17 protein-coding genes are annotated in these 21,430 nt (G+C 73.2%); 5 read left to right on the forward strand and 12 right to left on the reverse strand.

The genetic code is table 11. The features are described 5' to 3' along the window. The first annotated feature begins 348 nt into the window (after window positions 1-348). Window positions 349-1,458, forward strand: coding sequence for a C40 family peptidase (locus HEK131_RS27265; protein ID WP_217461915.1), 1,110 nt, complete (start codon window positions 349-351; stop codon window positions 1,456-1,458). A 54-nt stretch (window positions 1,459-1,512) separates the two neighbouring features. On the opposite strand, the gene HEK131_RS27270 is transcribed toward HEK131_RS27265, so the two are convergent. Both HEK131_RS27270 and HEK131_RS27275 read right to left on the reverse strand, forming a co-directional pair. Continuing rightward, window positions 1,513-2,277, reverse strand: a complete 765-nt coding sequence (locus HEK131_RS27270; RefSeq protein WP_244337453.1) for a LuxR C-terminal-related transcriptional regulator — start codon at window positions 2,275-2,277, stop codon at window positions 1,513-1,515. Beyond that, the gene (locus HEK131_RS27275) at window positions 2,274-3,566 is read right to left on the reverse strand and encodes an ATP-binding protein (RefSeq protein ID WP_244337455.1); all 1,293 of its coding nucleotides are present in this window, start codon (window positions 3,564-3,566) and stop codon (window positions 2,274-2,276) included. Before HEK131_RS27275 ends, HEK131_RS27270 begins: the two co-directional genes overlap by 4 nt. A 223-nt stretch (window positions 3,567-3,789) precedes the next feature. Here HEK131_RS27275 and HEK131_RS27280 point away from each other — a divergent pair, with 223 nt between their 5' ends. Both HEK131_RS27280 and HEK131_RS27285 read left to right on the forward strand, forming a co-directional pair. Next, on the forward strand, window positions 3,790-5,232 hold the full coding sequence (locus HEK131_RS27280; RefSeq protein WP_244337457.1) for a PspC domain-containing protein: 1,443 nt from the start codon (window positions 3,790-3,792) through the stop codon (window positions 5,230-5,232). Then, a complete protein-coding gene (locus HEK131_RS27285; protein ID WP_244337459.1) occupies window positions 5,219-5,434 on the forward strand; it encodes a hypothetical protein in 216 nt (71 codons plus the stop codon). The genes HEK131_RS27280 and HEK131_RS27285 overlap by 14 nt, the downstream gene beginning before the upstream one ends. 47 nt (window positions 5,435-5,481) lie before the next feature. On the opposite strand, the gene HEK131_RS27290 is transcribed toward HEK131_RS27285, so the two are convergent. The 4 genes from HEK131_RS27290 to guaA form a co-directional block, all read right to left on the reverse strand. Further along, window positions 5,482-6,000, reverse strand: a complete 519-nt coding sequence (locus HEK131_RS27290; RefSeq protein WP_244337461.1) for a DoxX family protein — start codon at window positions 5,998-6,000, stop codon at window positions 5,482-5,484. A 153-nt stretch (window positions 6,001-6,153) separates the two neighbouring features. Continuing rightward, window positions 6,154-7,437: a hypothetical protein gene (locus tag HEK131_RS27295; RefSeq protein ID WP_244337463.1), complete on the reverse strand. Its 1,284-nt coding sequence runs from the start codon at window positions 7,435-7,437 to the stop codon at window positions 6,154-6,156. A gap of 189 nt (window positions 7,438-7,626) precedes the next feature. Continuing rightward, entirely contained in the window at window positions 7,627-8,421 is a 795-nt protein-coding gene (locus HEK131_RS27300) for a class II aldolase/adducin family protein (protein WP_244337465.1), read from the reverse strand. A gap of 128 nt (window positions 8,422-8,549) precedes the next feature. After that, window positions 8,550-10,130: a glutamine-hydrolyzing GMP synthase gene (gene guaA, locus HEK131_RS27305; RefSeq protein WP_161148478.1), complete on the reverse strand. Its 1,581-nt coding sequence runs from the start codon at window positions 10,128-10,130 to the stop codon at window positions 8,550-8,552. 320 nt (window positions 10,131-10,450) lie between these two features. Between guaA and HEK131_RS27310 the strand changes: the two genes are divergently transcribed. Continuing rightward, window positions 10,451-10,720 (forward strand): chorismate mutase, encoded by a 270-nt coding sequence (locus tag HEK131_RS27310; protein ID WP_217461907.1) that lies wholly within the window; start codon window positions 10,451-10,453, stop codon window positions 10,718-10,720. A 678-nt stretch (window positions 10,721-11,398) separates the two neighbouring features. Here HEK131_RS27310 and HEK131_RS27315 read toward each other — a convergent pair. The 5 genes from HEK131_RS27315 to HEK131_RS27335 all read right to left on the reverse strand — a co-directional run bounded on the left by HEK131_RS27315 (window position 11,399) and on the right by HEK131_RS27335 (window position 19,248). Beyond that, the gene (locus HEK131_RS27315) at window positions 11,399-13,228 is read right to left on the reverse strand and encodes a GMC oxidoreductase (protein WP_279614280.1); all 1,830 of its coding nucleotides are present in this window, start codon (window positions 13,226-13,228) and stop codon (window positions 11,399-11,401) included. Between the two features lie 47 nt (window positions 13,229-13,275). After that, a complete protein-coding gene (locus HEK131_RS27320) occupies window positions 13,276-14,889 on the reverse strand; it encodes a succinic semialdehyde dehydrogenase (RefSeq protein ID WP_244337467.1) in 1,614 nt (537 codons plus the stop codon). 125 nt (window positions 14,890-15,014) lie between these two features. Next, the gene (locus HEK131_RS27325; protein WP_244337469.1) at window positions 15,015-15,893 is read right to left on the reverse strand and encodes a serine/threonine-protein kinase; all 879 of its coding nucleotides are present in this window, start codon (window positions 15,891-15,893) and stop codon (window positions 15,015-15,017) included. Window positions 15,894-15,959: 66 nt separating this feature from the next. Next, a complete protein-coding gene (locus tag HEK131_RS27330; protein WP_244337471.1) occupies window positions 15,960-17,573 on the reverse strand; it encodes a serine/threonine-protein kinase in 1,614 nt (537 codons plus the stop codon). 79 nt (window positions 17,574-17,652) lie between these two features. Next, on the reverse strand, window positions 17,653-19,248 hold the full coding sequence (locus HEK131_RS27335) for a serine/threonine-protein kinase (RefSeq protein WP_244337473.1): 1,596 nt from the start codon (window positions 19,246-19,248) through the stop codon (window positions 17,653-17,655). A 160-nt stretch (window positions 19,249-19,408) separates the two neighbouring features. Here HEK131_RS27335 and HEK131_RS27340 point away from each other — a divergent pair, with 160 nt between their 5' ends. After that, window positions 19,409-19,822: a hypothetical protein gene (locus HEK131_RS27340; RefSeq protein WP_244337475.1), complete on the forward strand. Its 414-nt coding sequence runs from the start codon at window positions 19,409-19,411 to the stop codon at window positions 19,820-19,822. Between the two features lie 5 nt (window positions 19,823-19,827). Here HEK131_RS27340 and HEK131_RS27345 read toward each other — a convergent pair whose 3' ends face one another. Further along, window positions 19,828-21,402 carry a serine/threonine-protein kinase gene (locus HEK131_RS27345; RefSeq protein WP_244337477.1) on the reverse strand — a complete coding sequence of 525 codons (1,575 nt, stop codon included), beginning with the start codon at window positions 21,400-21,402 and terminating at the stop codon, window positions 19,828-19,830. Window positions 21,403-21,430 lie beyond the last annotated feature (28 nt).

The raw sequence follows: 21,430 nt of genomic DNA on the forward strand, positions 1-21,430 counted from the left end.
ATAGCACCCCCTGACTCCCTCGGGCCCCGTGTTCCTCTCTTTGATCGTCACGCTGCGGGAAGGCGACTCAGCCACCCCGGCTTCCCGGTCAAGAACGGTCACTTATCGGTCCGTCAGGGGCAGTTCCGTACACGCGTTACCAACCTGTCACCATTCGGCCTAGCGTCCTGCCCCAGGTGACCGGCTCCCCACAAGCCGCCCGGACCATGGGTGGCAGCCGGACATCACCGCCGAGGACCGTCCGTCGGCCGCCGTCTCCCCTGTGCGGTGGCCGCCGGACACCCGCCCCGCTCCGGGGTGCAGCCGTCCTCGGCCGCACGAGTTGCATGGAAGGACGTGACGGTCCAGGTGGCAGCGCACCGAAAGCTCCGAGCGCGCTCACTCAGCGGCAACACGGCCCGCACGGCCGCCACTCTCGCCCTGGCGGGAGCGGCCACCGCGACGGTCTTCGACGGAACGGGACACGCCGAGCCGCGACTCACCACGGCCCAGGTCAAGAGCAAGGTGGACCGGCTGTACCGCGAGGCGGAGGCAGCCACCGAGAAGTACAACGACGCGCACGAGAAGGCGAGCGCCGCCCAGCACCGGCTGAACACCCTGCGCGACGAGACCGCCCGGAGGCAGGCGAGACTCGACACGGCCCGCGGCGCCCTGGGTTCCTTCGCCGCCGCGCAGTACCGCGACGGCGCGATCGCCCCCAGTTGGCAGCTCGCCCTCTCCAGCAGCCCCGACCGCTACCTGGACGGCGCGGCCTACGCCGAGCGGGCCGGCGACCGCCGGGCCAGGCAGGTGACCCGGGTACGCGCCCAGCTCCGGGAGATCGAGCGACTGCGCGGCGCGGCCCGCGTCGAGGCGAAGTCGGTACGGTCCCGGCAGGCGGAGCTCAAGCGGCAGAAGGACACCGTCACCGCCAAGCTGAAGCAGGCGCGGCAACTGCTCGACCGGCTCACCCCGCCCGAGCGCGCCGAGGTCACCACCGGCACCGCGGCGGCTCCGGCCCGCGCCACCCGCTCCGGCACCGGCGGCCGCTCGGCACCGGCCCCGGCCGTCCCCGCCAAGGCGTCCTCCGGCCGGGCGACCGCGCACACCGGTCGCGCCGCCGCGCAGAACTCCCGTGCCTCGGCGGCCGTCGCCTACGCCTACCGGAAGCTCGGCAGCCCCTACGTCTGGGGCGCGACCGGCCCGAACGCCTTCGACTGCTCAGGTCTGATCCAGGCCGCCTACCGCTCCGCGGGCATCTCCCTCCCCCGCACCACCTACGCCCAGATCAACGCGGGCCGGCGCGTCTCCCGCTCCCAGCTCCAGCCCGGCGACCTGGTGTTCTTCTACTCCGGCGTCAGCCACGTGGGCATCTACGTCGGCGACGGCCGCATGATCCACGCCCCCAACCCCTCGGCGCCGGTCCGGGTGGCGCCCATCGACCAGATGCCGTTCGCGGGAGCCACCCGGGTGGCCTGAGCGGGACCGGGCCCCCTGGGGGTCTGCTTCGGGGGCCCGCCAGGTGCCGCCGGGTCAGACCAGCCGACGGGCCGTCGCCCAGCGGGTCAGCTCGTGCCGGTTGGACAACTGCAGCTTGCGCAGCACCGCGGAGACGTGGGACTCGACCGTCTTCACCGAGATGAAGAGCTGCTTGCCGATCTCCTTGTAGGCATAGCCCCGTGCGATCAGGCGCAGGACCTCCCGCTCTCGCTGGGTGAGCCGGTCCAGGTCCTCGTCGACCGGCGGGGCGTCGGTGGAGGCGAAGGCGTCCAGCACGAACCCGGCCAGCCGCGGCGAGAAGACGGCGTCGCCCTCCTGCACCCGGAAGATCGAGTCGATCAGGTCGGACCCCGTGATGGTCTTGGTGACATAGCCGCGCGCGCCGCCCCGGATCACCCCGATGACGTCCTCCGCGGCGTCGGAGACGGAGAGCGCGAGGAAACGCACCGGCCGCTCGGGGTCCGCCATCAGCGCCGCGCTGCGCCGGAGCACCTCGACCCCGCCACCGCCGGGCAGATGGACGTCGAGCAGGACCACCTCGGGCCGGGCCGTGGTGATGACCGAGACCGCCTGGTCGACGTCCGCCGCCTCGCCGACCACCTCCACCCCGGTCCGGGCGGTCTGGCCGATCTCCGCCTGTACCCCGGTGCGGAACATGCGGTGGTCGTCCACGAGCACCACGCGCACATGGCGCCCCACCGTGCCCTGCGCCGCCCCGGCCACTGCCGCGGTGTCGCGTCCGGGTCCGGCCGCCTCCGCGTCCCCCGTCGTGCCGTTCGCCTCGGTCGCGTCACTCATGCCGTCTTCTCCGCCCTCTCCATCTCCAACTCGACTTCCGTGCCGCCGTCCGGCACCGACCGCAGCCGGGCCGTACCGCCGTTGCGCTCCATACGCCCGATGATCGACTCCCTGACCCCCATGCGGTCGGCGGGTATGGAGTCGAGGTCGAAGCCCGGCCCCCGGTCGCGGACGGACACGAAGACCGTACGGCCCTCGACCTCCGCGTAGACCTGCACGGCACCGCCCTCGCCACCGTACTTGGCGGCGTTCACCATCGCTTCGCGCGCGGCCTGCATCTGCGCGCTCGTGCCCTCGTCCAGCGGGCAGTCGCCGACCACCACGACCTCTATGGGCACACCGTGCTTGTCCTCCACCTCGGCCGCGTTGCGCCGCACCGCCTCCGCCACCGTGTCCGGCTCGTCGGCCTCGTCCTTGCCGGTGCCCTCCGGCTTGTACAGCCAGGTGCGCAGGTCCCGCTCCTGCGCCCGGGCCAGGCGGCGCACCTCGCCCGCGTTGTCCGCGTTGCGCTGGATCAGGGTGAGGGTGTGCAGCACCGAGTCGTGGACGTGCGCGGCGACCTCGGCCCGCTCCTGGGCGCGGATGCGCATCAGGCGTTCCTCGGACAGGTCCTGGGTCACACGGACGAGATAGGGACCGGCGAGCAGGGTGATCCCGACGAAGACGGCGAGCGCGGCCTCCAGGACCGCGCCCAGGTGGGCCGCGGAGACCTGCATCACGAAGATGGCGGAGACCCCGGCCGTGACCAGCAGCACGCCCACGCCCGCGCGGAGCAGGGTGAGCGTGCGCCGGTGGCTGCCGACCTCCACCCAGCGGGCCCGGCGGGCGTTGTCCGCCTGACGCCACACCAGGGCGACACCGGCCGCGACGAGCACGGCCGGCACCAGGTACGCCTTGGCCGTGTTGGTCAGGTTGACGCTGCCCAGGAAGACGATGGACACGATGACCATGAGGAGCAGCGCGACCATCTGCCCCTTGTCCGGCTTGCGGGCGACCAGTCGGCGGCGCCCGTCCGGCGAGGTCTCGGTGCCGACGAGCGAGGACGGTTTGTGGTCGCCCACACCGCCGACGCCGAGCGGGACGAAGAACCAGAACGCGGCGTACAGCAGGGCGCCGAGGCCGTTCGCCATGAACAGGCCCACGAAGGCGAGCCGCACCCACACCACGGGCAGCCCGAGATGCCCGGCGAGGCCCCGCGCCACTCCGCCCAGCCAGCGGCCGTCACCGCTGCGGTAGAGCTTGCGCGGCGGCCGCGGGGCTTCGAGGGGGAGTGCTGCGGCTTCCGGCATGCCAACGATGGTCACACGGCGGCGGGGGCCGGGGCATCAGGGTCGTCCCCCGAGACTCCCCTGATCTTCGCCGGGATCTCCCTGATCTCCGGCCGCCGGTCCCAGGGCCCGAGCGGCGGCCGGGAGTCGAACATCTCCCCGGTCCGGTCTCAGGGAAGATTTCAGGGTTCGACCAGGGTCGACCCGACTGCCCTCACGGCTCCCGGCCCGTCACCATGGACACATGACGGATCACGAGCACGCCGCGACGGGTCCGGGACCCGGCTCCGGCCCGCGCCCGGCCTCGGGCACCGGGCCGCCGGATGCCGCGCCCGCCGCGGCGGACGGGCAGGGCCCCGGCACCCCCGAGGCCCCCCGCCGCTTCCGGCGCGACCGGCGGCACAAGATGATCGCGGGCGTGTGCGCGGGCCTCGGCCGGCACACGGACATGGACCCGGTGATCTTCCGCATCACCCTGGCCGTGCTGGCCGCGACCGGCGGCATCGGCCTGATCTTCTACGGCTTCGCCTGGCTCCTCGTGCCGTACGACGACGACGAGGAGAACGAGGTACGCAAGCTGCTGACCGGCCGGGTCGACGGGCAGGCGCTGGCCGCCGTCCTGTTCGCCCTGATCGGCTGCGGGGTCATCCTGACCACGTTGCGCAACGGCGGGGTGCTGACCTTCGCCGTGGTGCTCTCCCTCCTGCTGGCCGGGGCCGGTTACTGGTCGCGGCACCGGGCCACCACCGACCCCGATCCCGCCCCGAGCGACGGGCCGAAGTCACCCAGGGGCCACCCCATAGCCGCGCAGGCGGCTGCCGACGCCCCGCCGGAGACCCAGGCCCCGCCGATCACCTACAGCACCCCCTCCTGGTGGCGCGACCCGATCGTCAAGGACGGCACCCATGTCGGCGGCACCGGGTACTTCTGGGGCCCCGGCGACGCCTACAGCGACCACGTCGCGACCTCCCCGGCCCTGGAGGTGGGCATCCAGCTCCCCTGGCCCCACTCCCTCGCGGGCCGCGCCCCGAGCGTGAAGCGGCCCCGGCCCCGGGGCCCGCGCTGGATCAGCGGCTGGGTCTTCCTGCTCGCCCTGCTGGCGGGCGGCCTGGGCGGCAGCCGCACCTGGGAGACACGTCCGCTGGCCACCAGCCTGCAGACCGGACTGGCCTGCGCCCTCGTGGTGTTCGGACTGGGCATAGCCGTCAGCGCCTTCCTGGGACGCACGGGAGGCGGGTCGGCCTTCCTCGCCCTGGTCACGGCGCTGCTGCTGGCCGGGAGCGCCGCGCTGCCGAGCGACGTCACCTCCCACTGGCGGACCACGGCCTGGCGCCCGGCGGCCACGGCGGACCTCCGTCCGGCGTACGAGCTGGGATCGGGCTCGGCCACCCTCGACCTGACCGAGCTGCACCTGACCAAGGACCAGACGGTGTCCACCAGAGCGGGACTGGGAGCGGGCCTGCTGAGAGTGGTCGTCCCCGCGGACGCCACCGCGGTGCTGAGCATCGACGTGGGGGTGGGCGACATCCGGTTGCCCGGTGACGACAGGAAGAACGTGGATGTGCGGCCGGGCCGGCACGAGACGGCGGACCTGGCTCCGGACAAGGGCACCGAGGAGGCGGGCGTGCTGCGGATCGACCTGCATGTGGGCGTCGGACAGGTGGAGGTGAGCCGTGCTGCGTCATGAGTTCCAGCCCGGACGGCTGGTCGGCGGACTCTGCCTCACCACCGCGGGCGCCCTCTACCTGGGGGACCTGCGCGGCCTGTGGGAGATCCCCTGGTTCACGGCGATCCCCCTGGCCGTGGGCGGCCTGTTCCTCGCGGGAGTGACGACCGCCCTCACCCGCGCCGTCCGCAGACGGAGCGGCGCGGAGGACGAGAAGGTCTGAGGCGCGCGCCCGGAGCAGGCACGCGCGCCGGAGCCGGGCGGCCGGTTCTAGCGGTAGCCGCCCGACCGGCGCCGACGGCGGTCGCGGAGGGAGGCGTCGACGGAGAGATAGGGGGTTCCGGCGAGGACGAGGGGAAGCCAGGCCATCAGGTAGGCGAGGTCGTTGCCGTAGTAGTACGGGCTGGAGGCCCAGCTCACGGTCAGCCACAGGCTGAGGGAGATCAGCGCGCCGCCGAGGGCGGCCAGCCGGCCGAGGAGTCCGATCAGGATGCCGATGCCCACGGCCAGCTCGCCCAGGGCGATGGCGTAGCCGAAGCCGACGGGGCTCTTCAGGGCCAGGTCGACGAGGGCCGGGATGGCGGAGGAGTCCCGGACCGCGCGCATCGTGTCGCCGAGCGATCCGGCGCCGTCGGCCTTCATGAAGGCGCTGTCGGTGAGCTTGTCCAGGCCGGCGTACACGAAGGTGACGCCGAGGAAGATCCGGAGTGGGAGGAGCGCGTAACGGGTGGCGGTGGCCCGCCAGTCACGCCCCCCGTCGAGATGGGAGGCGTGCGTGTCCGTACGCATACCGTGAGTCATCACTGCTAGCCGCCTCTCGCCCGCCGTGCCGGACCCCTCACCCGACGATACGTATGACGCCGGGGGCCGGTTCAATCCTCTCTCGGAGGTTTTTCCGGTTATCGGTGCACCGTACAGGGTCGCCCGGCCCGTCGCCGCGACCTAGTCCGTCACCTCGATGGAGCAGCGGTTGGTGGCCAGACCGGCCGCCGTCACCACCTGCACCTCCACCGTGCCCGGCTCCACCTCGACCGGGACCGGGACCGTGAGGACGGTGTCGGTGGGGTTGCGGAAGCCACCGGCGACCGGGATCAGGGGCACATGGACGTCGACCGCGCCGATGCGGACGACCATGCGGGCGAGGCGGTCGGCACCCTGGGCGCCGGGCGGGACGAACCCGGTGCCCCGGATCTCGATGTCGTCCCCGGTGCGGATGGGCCCGTCCAGGTCACCGGGCTCGCGGGCGCGGACCACGGAGAGCACCACCGGACGGCCGCCCTCGGCGTACTTGCCCGCCAGATAGGTGGCCGCCGAGATCAGCACCAGGACCGCGAGGCCCCAAGGCAGGTCGGGCAGTTGGTCGGGGCGGCGGCCCAGCCGGACGGCGGCGAAGACCAGGGCGACGGCGCTGATGACGACGTACTGGATGTCGGCGAAGGCGCCCCGGCCCGCGTCGTCGGTCAGCAGGTCCGCGGCGCGCGGCCGGTGCGCCGGGACCTTCTGGAGCCGCTGGCCGAGGACGCGCAGCCCGACCACCCGGCGCACCAGGGCGGCGATACCGCACACCACGGCGAGGACGGTCACCACGCCCGCGCCGCGCGCGAGGTCGAGACCGGCGATGAGGGCGTCGCGTCCGGCGGGGTCGGAGGCGGCGGCCAGGCGCCCCGCCAGCAGCAGGACGGCGTAGGCGACGAACAGCACCCAGCAGGCCGCCACCGTGCGGGAGGTCGACATCCGGTTGTCCTCGCCGATCATCGGGGCCAGCGCCCCGCCGCGCGCCCGGTGGAAGAAGCCGGCGAGGGTCAGCGCCCCCGCGACCGCCACCGCGGCGAGCAGTCCGGCGGTGCGGGCGCTGCTCCAGCCCGCGCCGATGGCGGTGAGGGCCTGGGCGAGCAGCAGCACGACCACGGCTCCCCAGGCCAGGCATGCCGTGCGGGTCCACAGTCCCGCCAGCCACGCCTCACCCTCGGCACGGCCGCGATCGGCGACCGCCTCGGCCCGCTGGGCGAGTTCGGTGGAGATCCACTGGCGGGACGCCGAGGCCGAGTGGGCCACGGCCGGGGGCAGCCCGCGTCCGGCGGCGAACTCGTCGCGGCCGTGCAGGAAGGCGGCGAGGGCGCGGCGGTGCCCCTCACGCGCCCCGTGCGGACAGTCCCCGCATGTACAGCCGCCCCCGTGGGCTCCCGCGCCGTCCGCGGCGCTCTGCCTCGCCTCCTGCACCGCCACGACCGACGCCCGCCTTCCCCGTTACCCGAGACATGGCCGTCGTCACCCACAGTGCATGCGCCGGCCGCGCAACTCCCCTTTGACAAAAGCGAATTGTGCCCTACGCCGGGCAGTCGGGGTTCGCCGGTCCACGTCGGGCGGAAAGGACCGCCCATCCTGCTGACCCGGTCGCACACCTGTCCGTGCGGCTCAGCACAGGAGGTCGGGCTCGCTCTGGCTGATGTCCTGCCACAGGGGCTGGTAGTTGATCCAGGCCACGAGGTCGCCGCCGAGCTGTTCGCGGGTGGCCACGGCCTGCTTGTGGTCGATCAGGACCGGGCGGCCGGCGGCCTCGGCGGTGAGCTGGACCTGGCAGGAGCGCTCCATGGACATGAACCACCAGGCGGCCGCGTCGACCGAGTCGCCCACCGTGAGCAGGCCGTGGTTGCGCAGCACGAGGGCCTTGCGGGAGCCGAGCACGGACGCGATGCGCCGCCCCTCCTCGGCGTCGACGGTGACGCCGGTGTAGGCGTCGTAGAGCGCGGTGTCCTCGTAGAAGGCGCAGCTCTCCTGGGTGAGGGGGTCGGGGACCTCGCCGAGGGCGGCCAGGGCGCGGCCGTGGACGGAGTGGCAGTGGGCGACGGCGACGACGTCCGGGCGGGCCGCGTGGACCGCCGCGTGGACGGTGAAGGCGGCCTGGTTGACGTGGTAGCGGCCCTCGACGACCTGGCCGTCCTGGTTGGCCAGGACGAGGTCGCTCACCGTGACGTGCTTGAAGGGCATCCCGAAGGGGTTGACCCAGAAGCAGTCGCTGAACTCCGGGTCGCGGGCGGTGATGTGGCCCGACACGCCGTCCTCGAACCCGGCGCGCCCGAAGAGGCGCAGGGCACCCGCGAGGCGTTCCTTGCGGTGGCGGCGTTCCTCGTCGACCGACTCGTGCATGGGCGGCATGGCGAACCGCAGCTTGTCGGTGGGCAGCGGCGAGGGAGGGGTGGGCCGGTGCATGAGTCCTCCAGCGCTGGGGGTGCTTTACGGACCGGAAGTTACCGTCGGGTGGGGGTGTACCAAAAGAGGTGGAACGGCCGGAGCCGTTCCACCTCTTCTCGGAGCCGGTCAGCGGGCCGGCGCCAGGGTCACTCCCACTCGATGGTGCCCGGGGGCTTCGAGGTCACGTCGACGACGACGCGGTTGACGTCGCGGACCTCGTTGGTGATCCGGGTGGAGATCTTCGCGAGGACGTCGTACGGCAGACGCGACCAGTCGGCGGTCATGGCGTCCTCGGAGGAGACCGGGCGCAGCACGATCGGGTGGCCGTAGGTGCGGCCGTCGCCCTGGACGCCGACCGAGCGGACGTCGGCGAGCAGCACGACCGGGCACTGCCAGATCTCGCGGTCCAGACCGGCGGCGGTCAGCTCCTCGCGGGCGATGGCGTCGGCCTCGCGCAGCAGGTCCAGGCGCTCCTTGGTCACGTCACCGACGATGCGGATGCCGAGGCCGGGGCCGGGGAAGGGCTGGCGCTGGACGATCTCCTCGGGCAGGCCGAGCTCCTGGCCCACCATGCGGACCTCGTCCTTGAACAGCTTGCGCAGCGGCTCGATGAGCTGGAACTCGAGGTCCTCGGGGAGGCCGCCGACGTTGTGGTGCGACTTGATGTTGGCGGTGCCGGTGCCGCCGCCGGACTCGACCACGTCCGGGTACAGGGTGCCCTGGACCAGGAACTCCACGGCCGGGCCCTCGTCCGCGATGATCTCGGCCTGGGCCTGCTCGAAGACGCGGATGAACTCGCGCCCGATGATCTTCCGCTTCTCCTCGGGGTCGGAGACCCCGGCGAGCGCCTTGAGGAAGCGCTCCTCGGCGTCGACGACCTTGAGCTGGACGCCGGTGGCGGCGACGAAGTCCTTCTCGACCTGCTCGGTCTCGCCCTTGCGCATCAGGCCGTGGTCGACGTAGACGCAGGTGAGCTGGGAGCCGATGGCCTTCTGGACCAGGGCCGCGGCGACGGCGGAGTCCACGCCGCCGGACAGGCCGCAGATGGCGCGCTTGTCGCCGACCTGCTCGCGGATCGCGGCGACCTGCTCCTCGATGACGTTGCCCGTCGTCCAGGACGGGGTCAGGCCCGCGCCCCGGTACAGGAAGTGCTCCAGCACCTGCTGACCGTGCGTGGAGTGCATGACCTCGGGGTGGTACTGGACGCCGTAGAGCTTCTTCTCGTCGTTCTCGAAGGCGGCGACCGGGACCACGTCGGTGGAGGCGGTGACGGTGAAGCCCTCGGGGGCGGCGGAGCAGGCGTCGCCGTGCGACATCCACACGGGCTGCTCGTCCGGGGTGCCCTCGAAGAGGGTGGAGCCGGACTTGGAGACGTGCAGGCCGGTGCGGCCGTACTCGCGGGCGCCGCTGTTGTCGACGGTGCCGCCGAGGGTCTGCGCCATGAGCTGGAAGCCGTAGCACATGCCGAAGACGGGGACGCCGGCCTCGAAGAGGGCGCCGTCGAGCTGCGGGGCGTTCTCCTCGTAGACCGAGGAGGGGCCTCCGGAGAGGATGATCGCCGCGGGGTTCTTGGCGAGCATCTCGGCCACCGGCATGCTGCTGGGCACGATCTCGCTGTAGACCCGCGCCTCGCGGACGCGACGGGCGATGAGCTGGGCGTACTGCGCGCCGAAGTCGACGACCAGAACGGTGTCGGGGGCGTCGGCAGACTGGGTCGCTGATGACACGGGGTGCCTTCCGGCGGTGGGGCGGGGGTCTGTATGACCGATTCTAACGGGGTGGGCGCCGACCCCCTCCCGGACGCCGGAGGGCGCTGTCCACAGGGGGTCCGGGGTGACCGGTGGTCGTGGCATACTGACCCCGTGTTCACCCAGACGACGTTCCTCTTTACCTATGGCACCGGGCCCGCCGGCTGCCATGGTCGTCTCGCTTGAGCACATAACAAGCGACTTCCGACAGGCGCTCCGGGCCGACAAGGCCCGGAGCGCCTGTCGTCTTTCCGGGTCCTGCCGGTCCGGGGCGGCCATCAGCCACCAGGAGCCCCGACATGACCACCGCCACCCCGCAGACCGGCCCCGAGCGCACCATCGACGACGCCCGTGAGCGGATCGACGCGCTCGACGACCGGATCATCGGTCTCGTCCAGGAACGGATGGCCGTCTCCGCCGTGGTCCAGCAGACCCGGATCGCCTCCGGCGGGCGCCGGGTGAGCCTGTCGCGCGAGATGGAGATCCTCGGCCGCTACCGGGACGCCCTCGGCAAGCCCGGCACCGCGCTCGCCATGACCCTGCTGGAGCTGTGCCGGGGTCGCATCTGAGTTCGGTGCCGCTCTCACCCGTACGGCGCGTGACCGGCTCGCGCACCCCTTCGTTGAGCCCGTTGTCCGTGCCAGCCAGGGGCGGGCCCGACAGAACCACGCGTGGCTCGCCGGGGCGATGAGGCGTACGGGTCGTGCCGTACGCCGTGGGACCTCGTCCCGGAGAAGTGACCGGACGGCAGGGGACAGCAGCCCGGTCACCCAGGAGAAACGGCCGGCTCCGGGGACGCCCGGAGCCGTCCGGCGGACAACTGCACACATGAACCAGTGCCGGGTCGAGCGGCCGTGGACGCCTCAGGGCGTGCGGTACGCGAGCGCACCCTCCCCATGTCCCCGCGCGGACACCGGCACCGACCCTCCACCAGGGGCCCGCACCCACCCTCCGCCGGAGGTGCGGGACCACCGGGCGGGCGGCGCGACCCCCCGGCGCCGCTTTCCGGGCACCGGCACTTCCCTGACGCCGGTGCCGACGACAAGGGCCCCGCGGCCGAGTCCCGCGGGGCCCTTCGTCATGCCCGGACACCTCTGTGACGGACGCCACACCGAAATCCGGGGCGGCGGCACAACCCCCGGCCGTCCTCACGCATCGAACCACCTGCCGGATCAAGAAAACGGTGAGAAACGAGGGACCTGCGTTCGGAGGGGGACGCAGGTCCTCGTCTCTTTCCGCGCGGGCCCTCAGCCCTTCTTGCGCGGCACCTCCGGGACCGCCAGCAGCGGCAGCCGGAGCGCGCCGAAGGCGTCCGTCGGGACCGCCGGACTGCGCGGCACCACCGGCTCCAGCCGCCGGTACGCCGCACCCGGCGCCGGACGCGGGTCCGCCTCGCCCTTGTTCGGCCAGTACGACATGGCCCGCTCGGCCTGCGCGGTGATCGTCAGCGACGGATTGACGCCCAGGTTCGCGGAGACCGCCGCCCCGTCGACCACCGAGATGCCAGAGTGGCCGTACAGGCGGTGGTACGGGTCGATCACGCCGGTCTCCGGGGAGTCGCCGATGGGGCAGCCGCCGAGGAAGTGCGCGGTCAGCGGGGTGCCCATCAGCTCGCCGACGTTGCTGCCCGCGAAGCCGTTGATCTCGGCGGCGAGCGCGGAGGCGGCCTCGGTGGCGGCCTCGATCTGGGTCGGGTTCGGCGCGCCGTGGCCCTGCCGGGCGGTCAGCAGGCCCTTTCCGACGCCGCCGGGCTTCAGGTACGTGGTCAGGGAGTTGTCCAGCGACTGCATCACCAGGCCGATGATGGTCCGCTCCGACCAGCGCCGGTTGGAGAGCGAGCGGGCGAGCTGCACCGGGTGCCGGACCGCGTGCGCGAGCCAGCCGAGGACGCGCGAGGAGCCCTCGGCGTAGGGCACCTGGAGGATGGTGAGGCCGCCCATCGAGTTGGAGCCCTTGCCGTAGCGGACCGGCTCGATGTGGGTGTTGGCGTCCGGGTGGACGGAGGACGTGATGGCCACCCCGCGCGTGAAGTCGACCTTGTCCGCGCCGTGCGCCTTGCGGTAGCGCCGGTTGTCGGTCTGGGCGCCGACCAGGGCCTCGGAGTTGGTGCGGGTGAGGTCGCCGAGCCGGTCGGAGAGGTGGGGCAACTGGCGGTTCGCCTTCATGCGGTGCAGCAGGGTCTGGGTGCCGTAGGTGCCGGCCGCGAGGACGACCCGGCGCGCGGTGAACAGCCTTCCCTGAGCGGTGCGTTTGCGGTCGGTGGGCAGGGTGGCGACCGCGTAGCCGCCGCGCGAGTCGTCCGTGACGGAGACGACGGTGGTCAGCGGGTGCACCACCGCGCCCGCCTTCTCCGCGAGGTACAGGTAGTTCTCGTTGAGGGTGTTCTTCGCGCCGTGCCGGCACCCGGTCATGCACTCGCCGCACTCGGTGCAGGCCCGCCGCTCGGGCCCGGCGCCGCCGAAGTACGGGTCCGCGGCCTTCTCGCCGGGCCGCGCCTTGGCCGCGCCGTCGGCGTCCTCGCCGTCACCGAAGAACACACCGACCGGCGCCATGTGGAAGGTGTCACCGACGCCCATCCGCTGCGCCGCCGCCTTCAGGTGCGTGTCGGAGGGGGTGGTCGTCGGGTTGAGCCGTACGCCGAGCATGCGCCGGGCCTGGTCGTAGAACGGCTCCAGCTCGTCCTGCCAGTCGGTGATGTGCCGCCACTGGAGGTCCTCGAAGAACGGCTTCGGCGGCACGTACAGGGTGTTGGCGTAGTTGAGGGAGCCGCCGCCGACGCCCGCGCCGGCCAGCACCATGACGTTGCCCAGCAGATGGATGCGCTGGATGCCGTACAGGCCGAGCCTGGGGGCCCAGAGGTAGTTGCGCAGGTCCCAGGAGTTGCGGGGCAGCGTGGCTCGGGTGAAGCGGCGGCCCGCCTCCAGCACGCCGACGCGGTAGCCCTTCTCGGTCAGGCGCAGGGCGGTCACCGAGCCGCCGAAGCCGGAGCCGACCACGAGTACGTCGTAGTCGTAACCGTCGTCGCGCCCTTCGCGCCCTTCCTCGTTCCGGGTGGGGACAGTCTTCTCCTGCGGCACGTGCTCTCCTCGTCGAGAACGGTGGTGGAACGGGCGGATCGGGAGGGTCAGCGGAAGCGGAACGCCTTCATCAGCCTCAGACTGCGGCTCATGAAGGCCGCGTACGCGGCGTCGTCCATGCCGAGCGAGGGCGCCATCGGCAGCAGCCGCTGGTGGGCGACCGTCTGGGCCTCGGTGTACTTGAGGATGCCCTCGGAGCCGTGGCGGCGGCCGAGGCCGGAGTCCTTCATGCCGCCCATCGGGGACTGGGCGCTGCCGTAGGCGGGGGCGTAGCCCTCGTTGACGTTGACCGTGCCGGTGCGCAGCCGGGCGGCGACGTCCCGGCCGCGCTTGGCACTGGTCGTCCACACCGACGCGTTGAGGCCGTACGGCGTGGCGTTGGCGCGCTCCACCGCCTCGTCGTCGGAGCCGAAGCGGTAGACGGAGACGACCGGGCCGAAGGTCTCCTCGGCGCAGACGGACATGGTGTCGTCGACGCCGTCGAGGATGGTCGGCTCGAAGAAGTACGGGCCGATGTCGGGCCGTGCCACGCCGCCCGCGAGTACCTTGGCGCCCTTGGTGACGGCCTCCGTCACATGCGCCTCGACGGCCTTGAGCTGGCGTTCCCCGGCCAGCGAGCCCATGTCGGCGCCGTAGGCGAGGGCGGTGCCGAGCCGCATGGCCTTCGCGCGGGCGGCGAAGCGCTCCAGGAAGGCGTCGGCGACCGACTCGTGGACGTAGAGCCGCTCGATGGAGATGCAGAGCTGCCCGGCCGAGGAGAAGCAGGCGCGCACGGCACCGGCGGCGGCCTTCTCGATGTCGGCGTCGTCGAGGACGAGCATGGCGTTCTTGCCGCCGAGTTCGAGGGAGACGCCGATCAGGCGGGCGGCGGCGCCCTGGGCGACCTCGCGGCCGGTGCGGGTGGAGCCGGTGAAGGAGACGTAGTCGGCGTGCCGGACCAGCTCCGGGCCGACCACCGGGCCCTCGCCCAGCACCACTTGGAAGACCCCGGCGGGCAGTCCGGCCTCGATGAGCAGGTCGCGTGCCCACAGCGCGGTCAGGCAGGTCTCGGTGTCCGGCTTCATCACGACCGCGTTGCCGGTGACGAAGGCGGGCAGGGCGTCGCCGACGGAGAGTTCGAGCGGGTAGTTCCAGGGGGCGATCTGGCCCACGACCCCGCGCGGGTGCCGCAGTTCGGTGACCTTGGTCAGGGTGGGCACGGCGCCGGTGTGCCGCTTGGGCCGCAGATAGGCGGGGGCCTTGCGGCCGTAGTGCCGGGCGGCGACGGCGACGGCCTGCACCTCCTCGTGGGCGTGCAGCCGGGCCTTGCCGGTCTCAAGCTGGATGAGGTCGAGCACCTCCGGCTGACGCTCCAGCAGCAGGTCGTGGAAGCGCAGCAGCACGGCCGCCCGCTCACGCACCGGGGTCCGCTCCCAGGCGCCCTGGGCGGCGCGGGCGGCCTCGAAGGCGGCGCGTACGTCGTCCGGGGTGGACTCGGGCAGGTCGGCCAGCTTCCCGCCGGTGAACGGGGTGTGGTTGGCGGTGCGGCCGGAGCCGGTGACGCCCTTGGTGAGCTGGGCCACCAGTTCCGGCGTGACCACGTCCGAGGCGGTGCGCACGCCCTCGGGGGCCGGGGCGATCGGGTTGGTGCCCGTGACTTCGGGGGCCTGCGAGTCCGTCATGAGCCGCAGGGTATGCCGGAGCGCGAGCTTTCGGTACCCGTCGGTAACGGGCTTTCACCGGCCGCACACATACCGCCAGTGATCACTGGCGGCGAATGCGCTGATCAGGGCGTTGTCGGCCCAGGTCACTCGGCTCCGGGTTTTTTCGACAGCAGCAGGCCGAGGGCCGCGAGCGGGGTCCGGCGGACGGCGGGGGCGGGCGTCACGACGGTCTGCGTGACCTCCACGGGCTCGGGTTCCGGCCGCGCTTCGGCCTCTTCGGCCCGCACTCCGGCGCACGCCCGCAGGGCCGCCGCCGCCTCCGCCGGGTCCGGCCGGGCGTCGGGGTCCGGGTCGCGCAGACGGTCGAGGAGCGGGCCCAGCGGCCCGGGGTCGCCGTCCGCCACGACGGCGGCGAGCAGCGCGCCGAGCGACCACAGGTCGGAGGCGGGCCCGGCGCCGCGCCCGGAGGCCCGCTCCGGGGCGACGAACCCCTCGGGGGCGTCCTCGGCGTGCCCGTCGCCGATCCCGAAGTCGGTGACGACGACGCGCCCGGTGCCGGACTCGACGAGCACGTTGGCGGGCTTGATGTCCCGGTGCACGATGCCGACGGCGTGCGCGGCGCGCAGCGCGCCCAGCACTGCGAGCCCGATCCGGGCCGCCTCGGCGGGCGCCAGCGGCCCGCGCCGCACGGTCTCGCGCAGCGACTCTCCCTCGATCAACTCCATGACGATCCAGGGGAGTCGGTCCTCGGTGACGACGTCCCGGAGCCGCACGGCGGAGGGGTGGCGCACCCGGGCGGCGGCGCCCGCCTCTCGGTGCAGCCGGTGCGCGATCCGCCCGCTGGCCTCGTCCCCGGCCGGATCGCCGGGCAGCCGGGGCTCCTTGACGGCGACCATGTCCCCGTCCCGCTCGTCGCGGGCCCGCCAGACGGTGCCGGTCGGCCCGGCCCCGAGGCGTTCGAGGAGCCGGTAGCGCCCGCCGACCAGAGGTCCGTCGAGCGGGTGTGCGCCGTCTTCACTCATGCCTCATGAGTACCGTGCGCACCCGACGCTTGTCGACGCGGGTACGCGCCTTCGACTCGGCTGGTTTCAGGGCTTGTCGAAGCGCAGCCCGGCGATGGCCTCGTCGGCCACCTCCCGGCCGCGCGCGGTGAAGTCGCCCTTGCCGGGATAGCCGACGACGAGCTTGTACATGTCGCCCGAGGCGGTGCGGTAGTAGAAGAGCTTCAGCTCGCGCGGCAGCGGGTCCTGCGTGTCGTCGGTGGTGTAGACGACGGTGTTCCGGGCCGCCTTGCGCCCCTGGTAGGTGGCCGAGCCGTCCGGTCTGGTCCGCGCACCGCTCGGCATGTCGAGCCGGTACTCGCCGCTCTTCTTGAACTTCTCGTCGTCGGCGTACATCTGGGCGGCGGCGTTGCTCTGGATCTCGTGCAGGGAGTCGTCGGCCTTGCGGTCCAGGCTCAGCACGACGGACACCGCACCGCTCCAGTCGGTGTACGACACCCAGTTCCGCTCGGTGTCGTCCTTGTCGGGGAGCCTCACCCGGTAGCTCTCCGGGACGGCGAGGGTGGCGCCCAGCGCCGGTGCCTTCCGGTCCGTCCAGCCGTCGGGCAGCGGGCCCGCGAACGGGTCGGCGAGCAGCACCCATCCGGCGACGGCGGCCGCGACCACGACGGCTCCGGCGCCGAGCCAGGTGGCGCGGCCCGGACGCCGGCCCGGCCGGGAGACGACCTCGGTACGGGTCGGCACCGGGGGCGGCTCCGGGGGCCGGACGGCCGCCTCCAGCAGGGCGCGCACCTGCGACGCGGCGGGCCGGGCGGCGGGGTCCTTGCGGAGCAGGCCGTCGATGACCTCGGCCAGCGGGCCCCGCGCGGCGGGCGGTGCCGGGGTGGCGTGCAGCACCGACTGGAGGGTGGCCGGGGTGTTGCTGCGGCGGAACGGCGACACGCCCTCGGTGGCCGTGTAGAGCACGACACCGAGGGACCACAGGTCGCTCGCCGGGCCGGGCCGGCGGCCCAGCACCCGTTCCGGCGCGGTGTATTCGGGCGAGCCGACGAAGCCGCCGGTGTCGGTGAGCTGGGTCTCGCCCTCGATCTGGGCGATGCCGAAGTCGGTCAGGACGACCCGGTCGTACCGGCCCAGCAGGACGTTGTCCGGTTTCACGTCCCGGTGCAGTACGCCCGCCGCGTGCGCGGTCTCCAGCGCGCCGAGCACCTCCAGGCCGATCCTGGCCGCCTCGCGCGGGTCCAGCGTGCCTTCCTGGAGGGCGCTGCCGAGGGAACGGCCGTGCACCAGCTCCATGACGATCCAGGGGCGGCCGTCGACCACGGCGACGTCGTGCACCCCGACGACGGCCGGGTGGTCGAGGCGGGCTGCGGCGCGGGCCTCACGGCGCATCCGCTCGAAGACGTTGGCGCGTTCGCGCTCGGAGAGGTGGTCGGGCACGCGGGGTTCCTTGACGGCGACCTCGCGCTCCACCGTCTCGTCCCTGGCCCGCCACACGGTGCCCATGCCGCCGTGCCCCAGCTTGGCGAGCAGCCGGTACCGTCCGGCGATCAGCCGCCCGGCGCCGGGCTCCGGGACGGGCCGGGGCGCCTGCGCGGGGACGGCCGGCCCGGCCGGTGGCCCCGCCTCCCGGTCCGGCGGGCGCAGTACGAAACTCGTCGTGTCGTCAGCCGCCCGGCCGACTCCCCCGTCGCTGCTCATGGCTCATCCCTATCGCGCCGTCCGCGCGCGCAGCCAGGGGGAACGCGAACCGGTCACAGAGCCGTGACCAAGCGGGGGTTCAGCGGGCCGTGACGGTGAAGGTGTCCACGGCCACGTCGAAGTGCTCGCGGGCCTCGCGCACCTTCCCGACCGGGCCCGACACCCACACGTCGTACATCCGGCCACCCTCCTCCCAGCACAGGTCGTAGGTGTGCCGGGCGCCCTCCGTGGGGCTGAAGCCGTCCCAGGTGAACTCCCAGAGCGCGGCGGGGTGTCCCTCGCGGCTGGTCTCGGTGACCCGGCCGTCGCGGTAACCGGGGTTGCTGTCCGCGCCGTCGGCCGCGAGCCGCTGCAGGACGGCGGCGGGGCCGCCGGGCTCCGGCGGGGCGACCTTGATGCCGATACGGAAGGTGCCTCGGGCGGAGAGGTAGAAGACCCGCACACCCTGCCGATCGCGGGTGAAGCCGCTCGGCACCGCGAGGGTGAAGCCCGCCGGGTCGCGGGCGGTGCGGTACCCGGAGGGCGCCGGGGTGCCGGCGGGGGCCGGTGTCCGGGAGGCGGAGGGGGTGGCGCCGGGCGCGTCGTCGCCCCGGCCGCGCTCCTGGTGGACCAGCAGCACGGCGGCCGATACCGCCGCCCCGGCCACGGCGGCCACCAGCAGCGAGGCGACCAGCCTGGCCCGTCTGGGCGGGCGGCGCCCGGACGGCGGGGCCGGGGCGGCGGTGCCGTGCGGCGCGTCGGACACGGCCGGCGGGGACGGCGTGTCGGACCTGGCGGCGCGTACCCCGCCGAACAGCCGGAGGGTGCGGGCGGCGGCGGGTACGCCGGAGGGGGGCGGCATACGGCCGGTGTCCAGGTAGGTCCGCAGCATCCGCTCGGCGTCGGCCGCGCCGAGCCGCAGCTCGGGGTCGCGCTCCAGCAGGCCCCGGACGACGGGGAGCAGCGGCCCGGCCTCGGCGGGCGGCCGGATCTCGTCGGTGACGACGGCGTGCAGGATGCCGCCGAGCGAGTCGCGCCGGAAGGGCGACTCGCCGCTGAGCGCGGCGCACAGCAGCGCGCCCAGCGACCACAGGTCGGACGCGGGCCCGCCGCGCAGCCCGGACATCCGCTCGGGGGCGGTGTACTCGGGCGAGCCGACGAAGGAGCCGGTCTCGGTGAGGGTGGATGCGCCCGCGACCCGTGCGATGCCGAAGTCGGTGAGCACGACCCGGTCGGTGCCGGACTCCAGCAGCACGTTGGCGGGCTTGATGTCCCGGTGCAGCACCCCGGCGGCGTGCGCGGTGGCCAGCGCGCTCAGCAGGTCGGCGCCGATCCGGGCGGCCTCGGCGGCGCACACCGGGCCGTCGGCGGTGATCCGCTCGGCGAGCGAGCCGCCGTCGATCAGCTCCATGACGAGGTAGGGGCGTTCGTCCTGCTCGACCGCGTCGTGCACCACGATGATGTGCGGATGCCGCAACTGCGCGACCGCCCGCGCCTCGCGGAACGAATGCTCCCGCCGCCTGCGGGCGTCCTCCTCCGACAGGGAGTCGTCCAGGGTGAGTTCCTTGACGGCCACCTGACGGCCCAGCACCAGGTCGTCGGCCCGCCAGACGACACCCATCCCGCCGCGTCCGATGCGCGCCTCAAGGCGGTAACGGCCCGCGATCACACGGAGGTCGTGCCCCTCGGTCCCCATGTGCCCCATCATGCCGTACCGGACGTATCCCCTCCGGGGCGCTGACCGGCCAAGGTGCGCGTGGCGGCTCAACGAAACGGTCGAGGGGCGAGCGCCGTGAGGAAACGGATGGCTGGAATCACGCTGCCCCGGGAATCATGAGAGCCCCTACCTTGCCCTCATGACCAACACATTGAAGCGTCTCTGCATCACGGGTGTCGCGGCGGTGGCGATATTCGCCACGACCACGGTGACCAACGCCAGCGCGGCGGGTGGCGGAGCCGCTTGCTCGGTGACCGGCGCCTCGGGGAGCCTCACGTTCACCAACTGGACGTCCCGCCACGTGAACATCAGCGGCTGGGTCAAGGACACCGCTGCCGACGGTCACCATGTGGCCATCCGGTTCGTCTCCATCGACGACAGCACCGGGTGGGTCACGGAGTGGCCCTGGCACTCCGAGTACGACGGCAACGGATCGACCACCTCCTTCACCACGTACGCGTCCCCCGCCGGTGACGATCTCGACTACATCGGCGCTCAGGTGGCGGTCATCGAGGGCAGCAAGATCGTCCGCGTCTGCTCGGACTACGCCTGAGCCGGTCACCCCTCCTGGAAACTGCGCAGGATCCAGTTGAACTGCTTCTTGGTGGTGGCCCAGTCGACGGCCGGGGAGGACGCGTAGATGGCGTATTCGGTGTCGTCACCGTTCATGTACCCGACGTCGATCGCGTGGTAGGGCCCCGGAAAGAAGTGGGGCCCGTCCTTGGCCAGCGCGTTCCACGTGTACTCCCAGCGGGCACCCGGCATGTCGCGGTAGAGCTCCTCCTTCAGGTTCAGCCGCCTGTAGTCCACCAGCCGCGGTGAGACCCGCTGGTCCAGGGCCGTCAGGTGCTCGTACGAAGTGCGGAAGTCCGGGTCGGTGTCGACGGCGATCCGGACCAGCCGCTTGCCCTTGTCCGGCGAGTAGTCGACCTGCCGGAGCCCGTCCTGGTCGATGGAGACGGACCGCTTCCAGCCCTTGGGCAGGGAGACGCTGAAGCCGACCGGGTCGTCGTACCGCTCCCAGTCGTCGGGGACGGCGCTGCTGCCGTTCGTGGCCGACGCGGAGGCGGACGGGCTTTCGGTGAGGTCGTCCTTCACCGCCGCGTGGTGGCCGCCGCCCCACTGGAGGTAGCCGACGGCCAGGCTCGCGCCGAAGACCAGGACGGCTGCGGCGGCCAGGGCGAGCATGCGGGTGCGGGAGCCGCGACGGGCGGGGGCGACGGGTGCGACAGGTGTGACGGCGGTGTCCCGTGACGCGGGGACGGCGCCGCGCGGGCTCGGCGCCGGGGGCGGCGCGCACACCGGCGCGGTCTGCGTCGGCCGGCCCGCGGCTACGTCGTCCAGCATCCGCTCCGCAGCGTGCGCGTCCGGGCGGTGGGACGGGTTCTTGTGGAGCATGGCCGTGATGACCGGGGCGAGGGGGCCGGCGTTGTGCGGGTTCTCGGCGTCCTCCTCCACTACGGCCTGCATGGTGCCGAGGGGGGAGGTGCGGCGGAACGGCGAGCGGCCCTCGACGGCGGTGTACAGCGTCGCGCCGAGCGCCCACAGGTCGGAGGCGGGGCCGGGGTCGTGGCCGCGTATTCGCTCCGGCGCGAGGTAGTCGACCGAGCCGACGACCTCACCGGTACGGGTGATGGTGCTGTCGCCCTCTATCTGGGCGATGCCGAAGTCGGTGAGCAGCACCCGGCCGTCCCGGCCGAGCAGGACGTTGCCGGGCTTCACGTCGCGGTGCAGCACGCCCGCCGTGTGCGCGGCGCGCAGCGCCCGCAGCACCCACAGGCCGATCCGCGCGGCCTCGCGGGGCTCGATCCGGCCGCGCTCCTTGACCGCGTCGGCCAGCGACTCGCCCTCGACCAGCTCCATCACGATCCAGGGGCGGCCGTCGTGTTCGAGGACGTCGTGCACGGTGACGACGGCGGAGTGGTTGATGCGCGCGGCGGCGCGGGCCTCCGCCCTGGTGCGGGCCAGCAGGATGTGCTGGTCGCTCTCGGAGACGTAGAGCGCCGCGGTCAGCTCCTTGACGGCGACCTTCCGGTGCAGCACCTCGTCATGGGCGCGCCACACCCGGCCCATGCCGCCGCTGCCGATGGAATCGGTGAGCCGGTAGCGGCCCGCCACGAGCTGGCCCTGCATCTGATTCACGTTGCCCCGCAATGCTCTT

Origin of the sequence: Streptomyces seoulensis (genome assembly GCF_022846655.1) — a bacterium.
Taxonomy (GTDB): domain Bacteria; phylum Actinomycetota; class Actinomycetes; order Streptomycetales; family Streptomycetaceae; genus Streptomyces.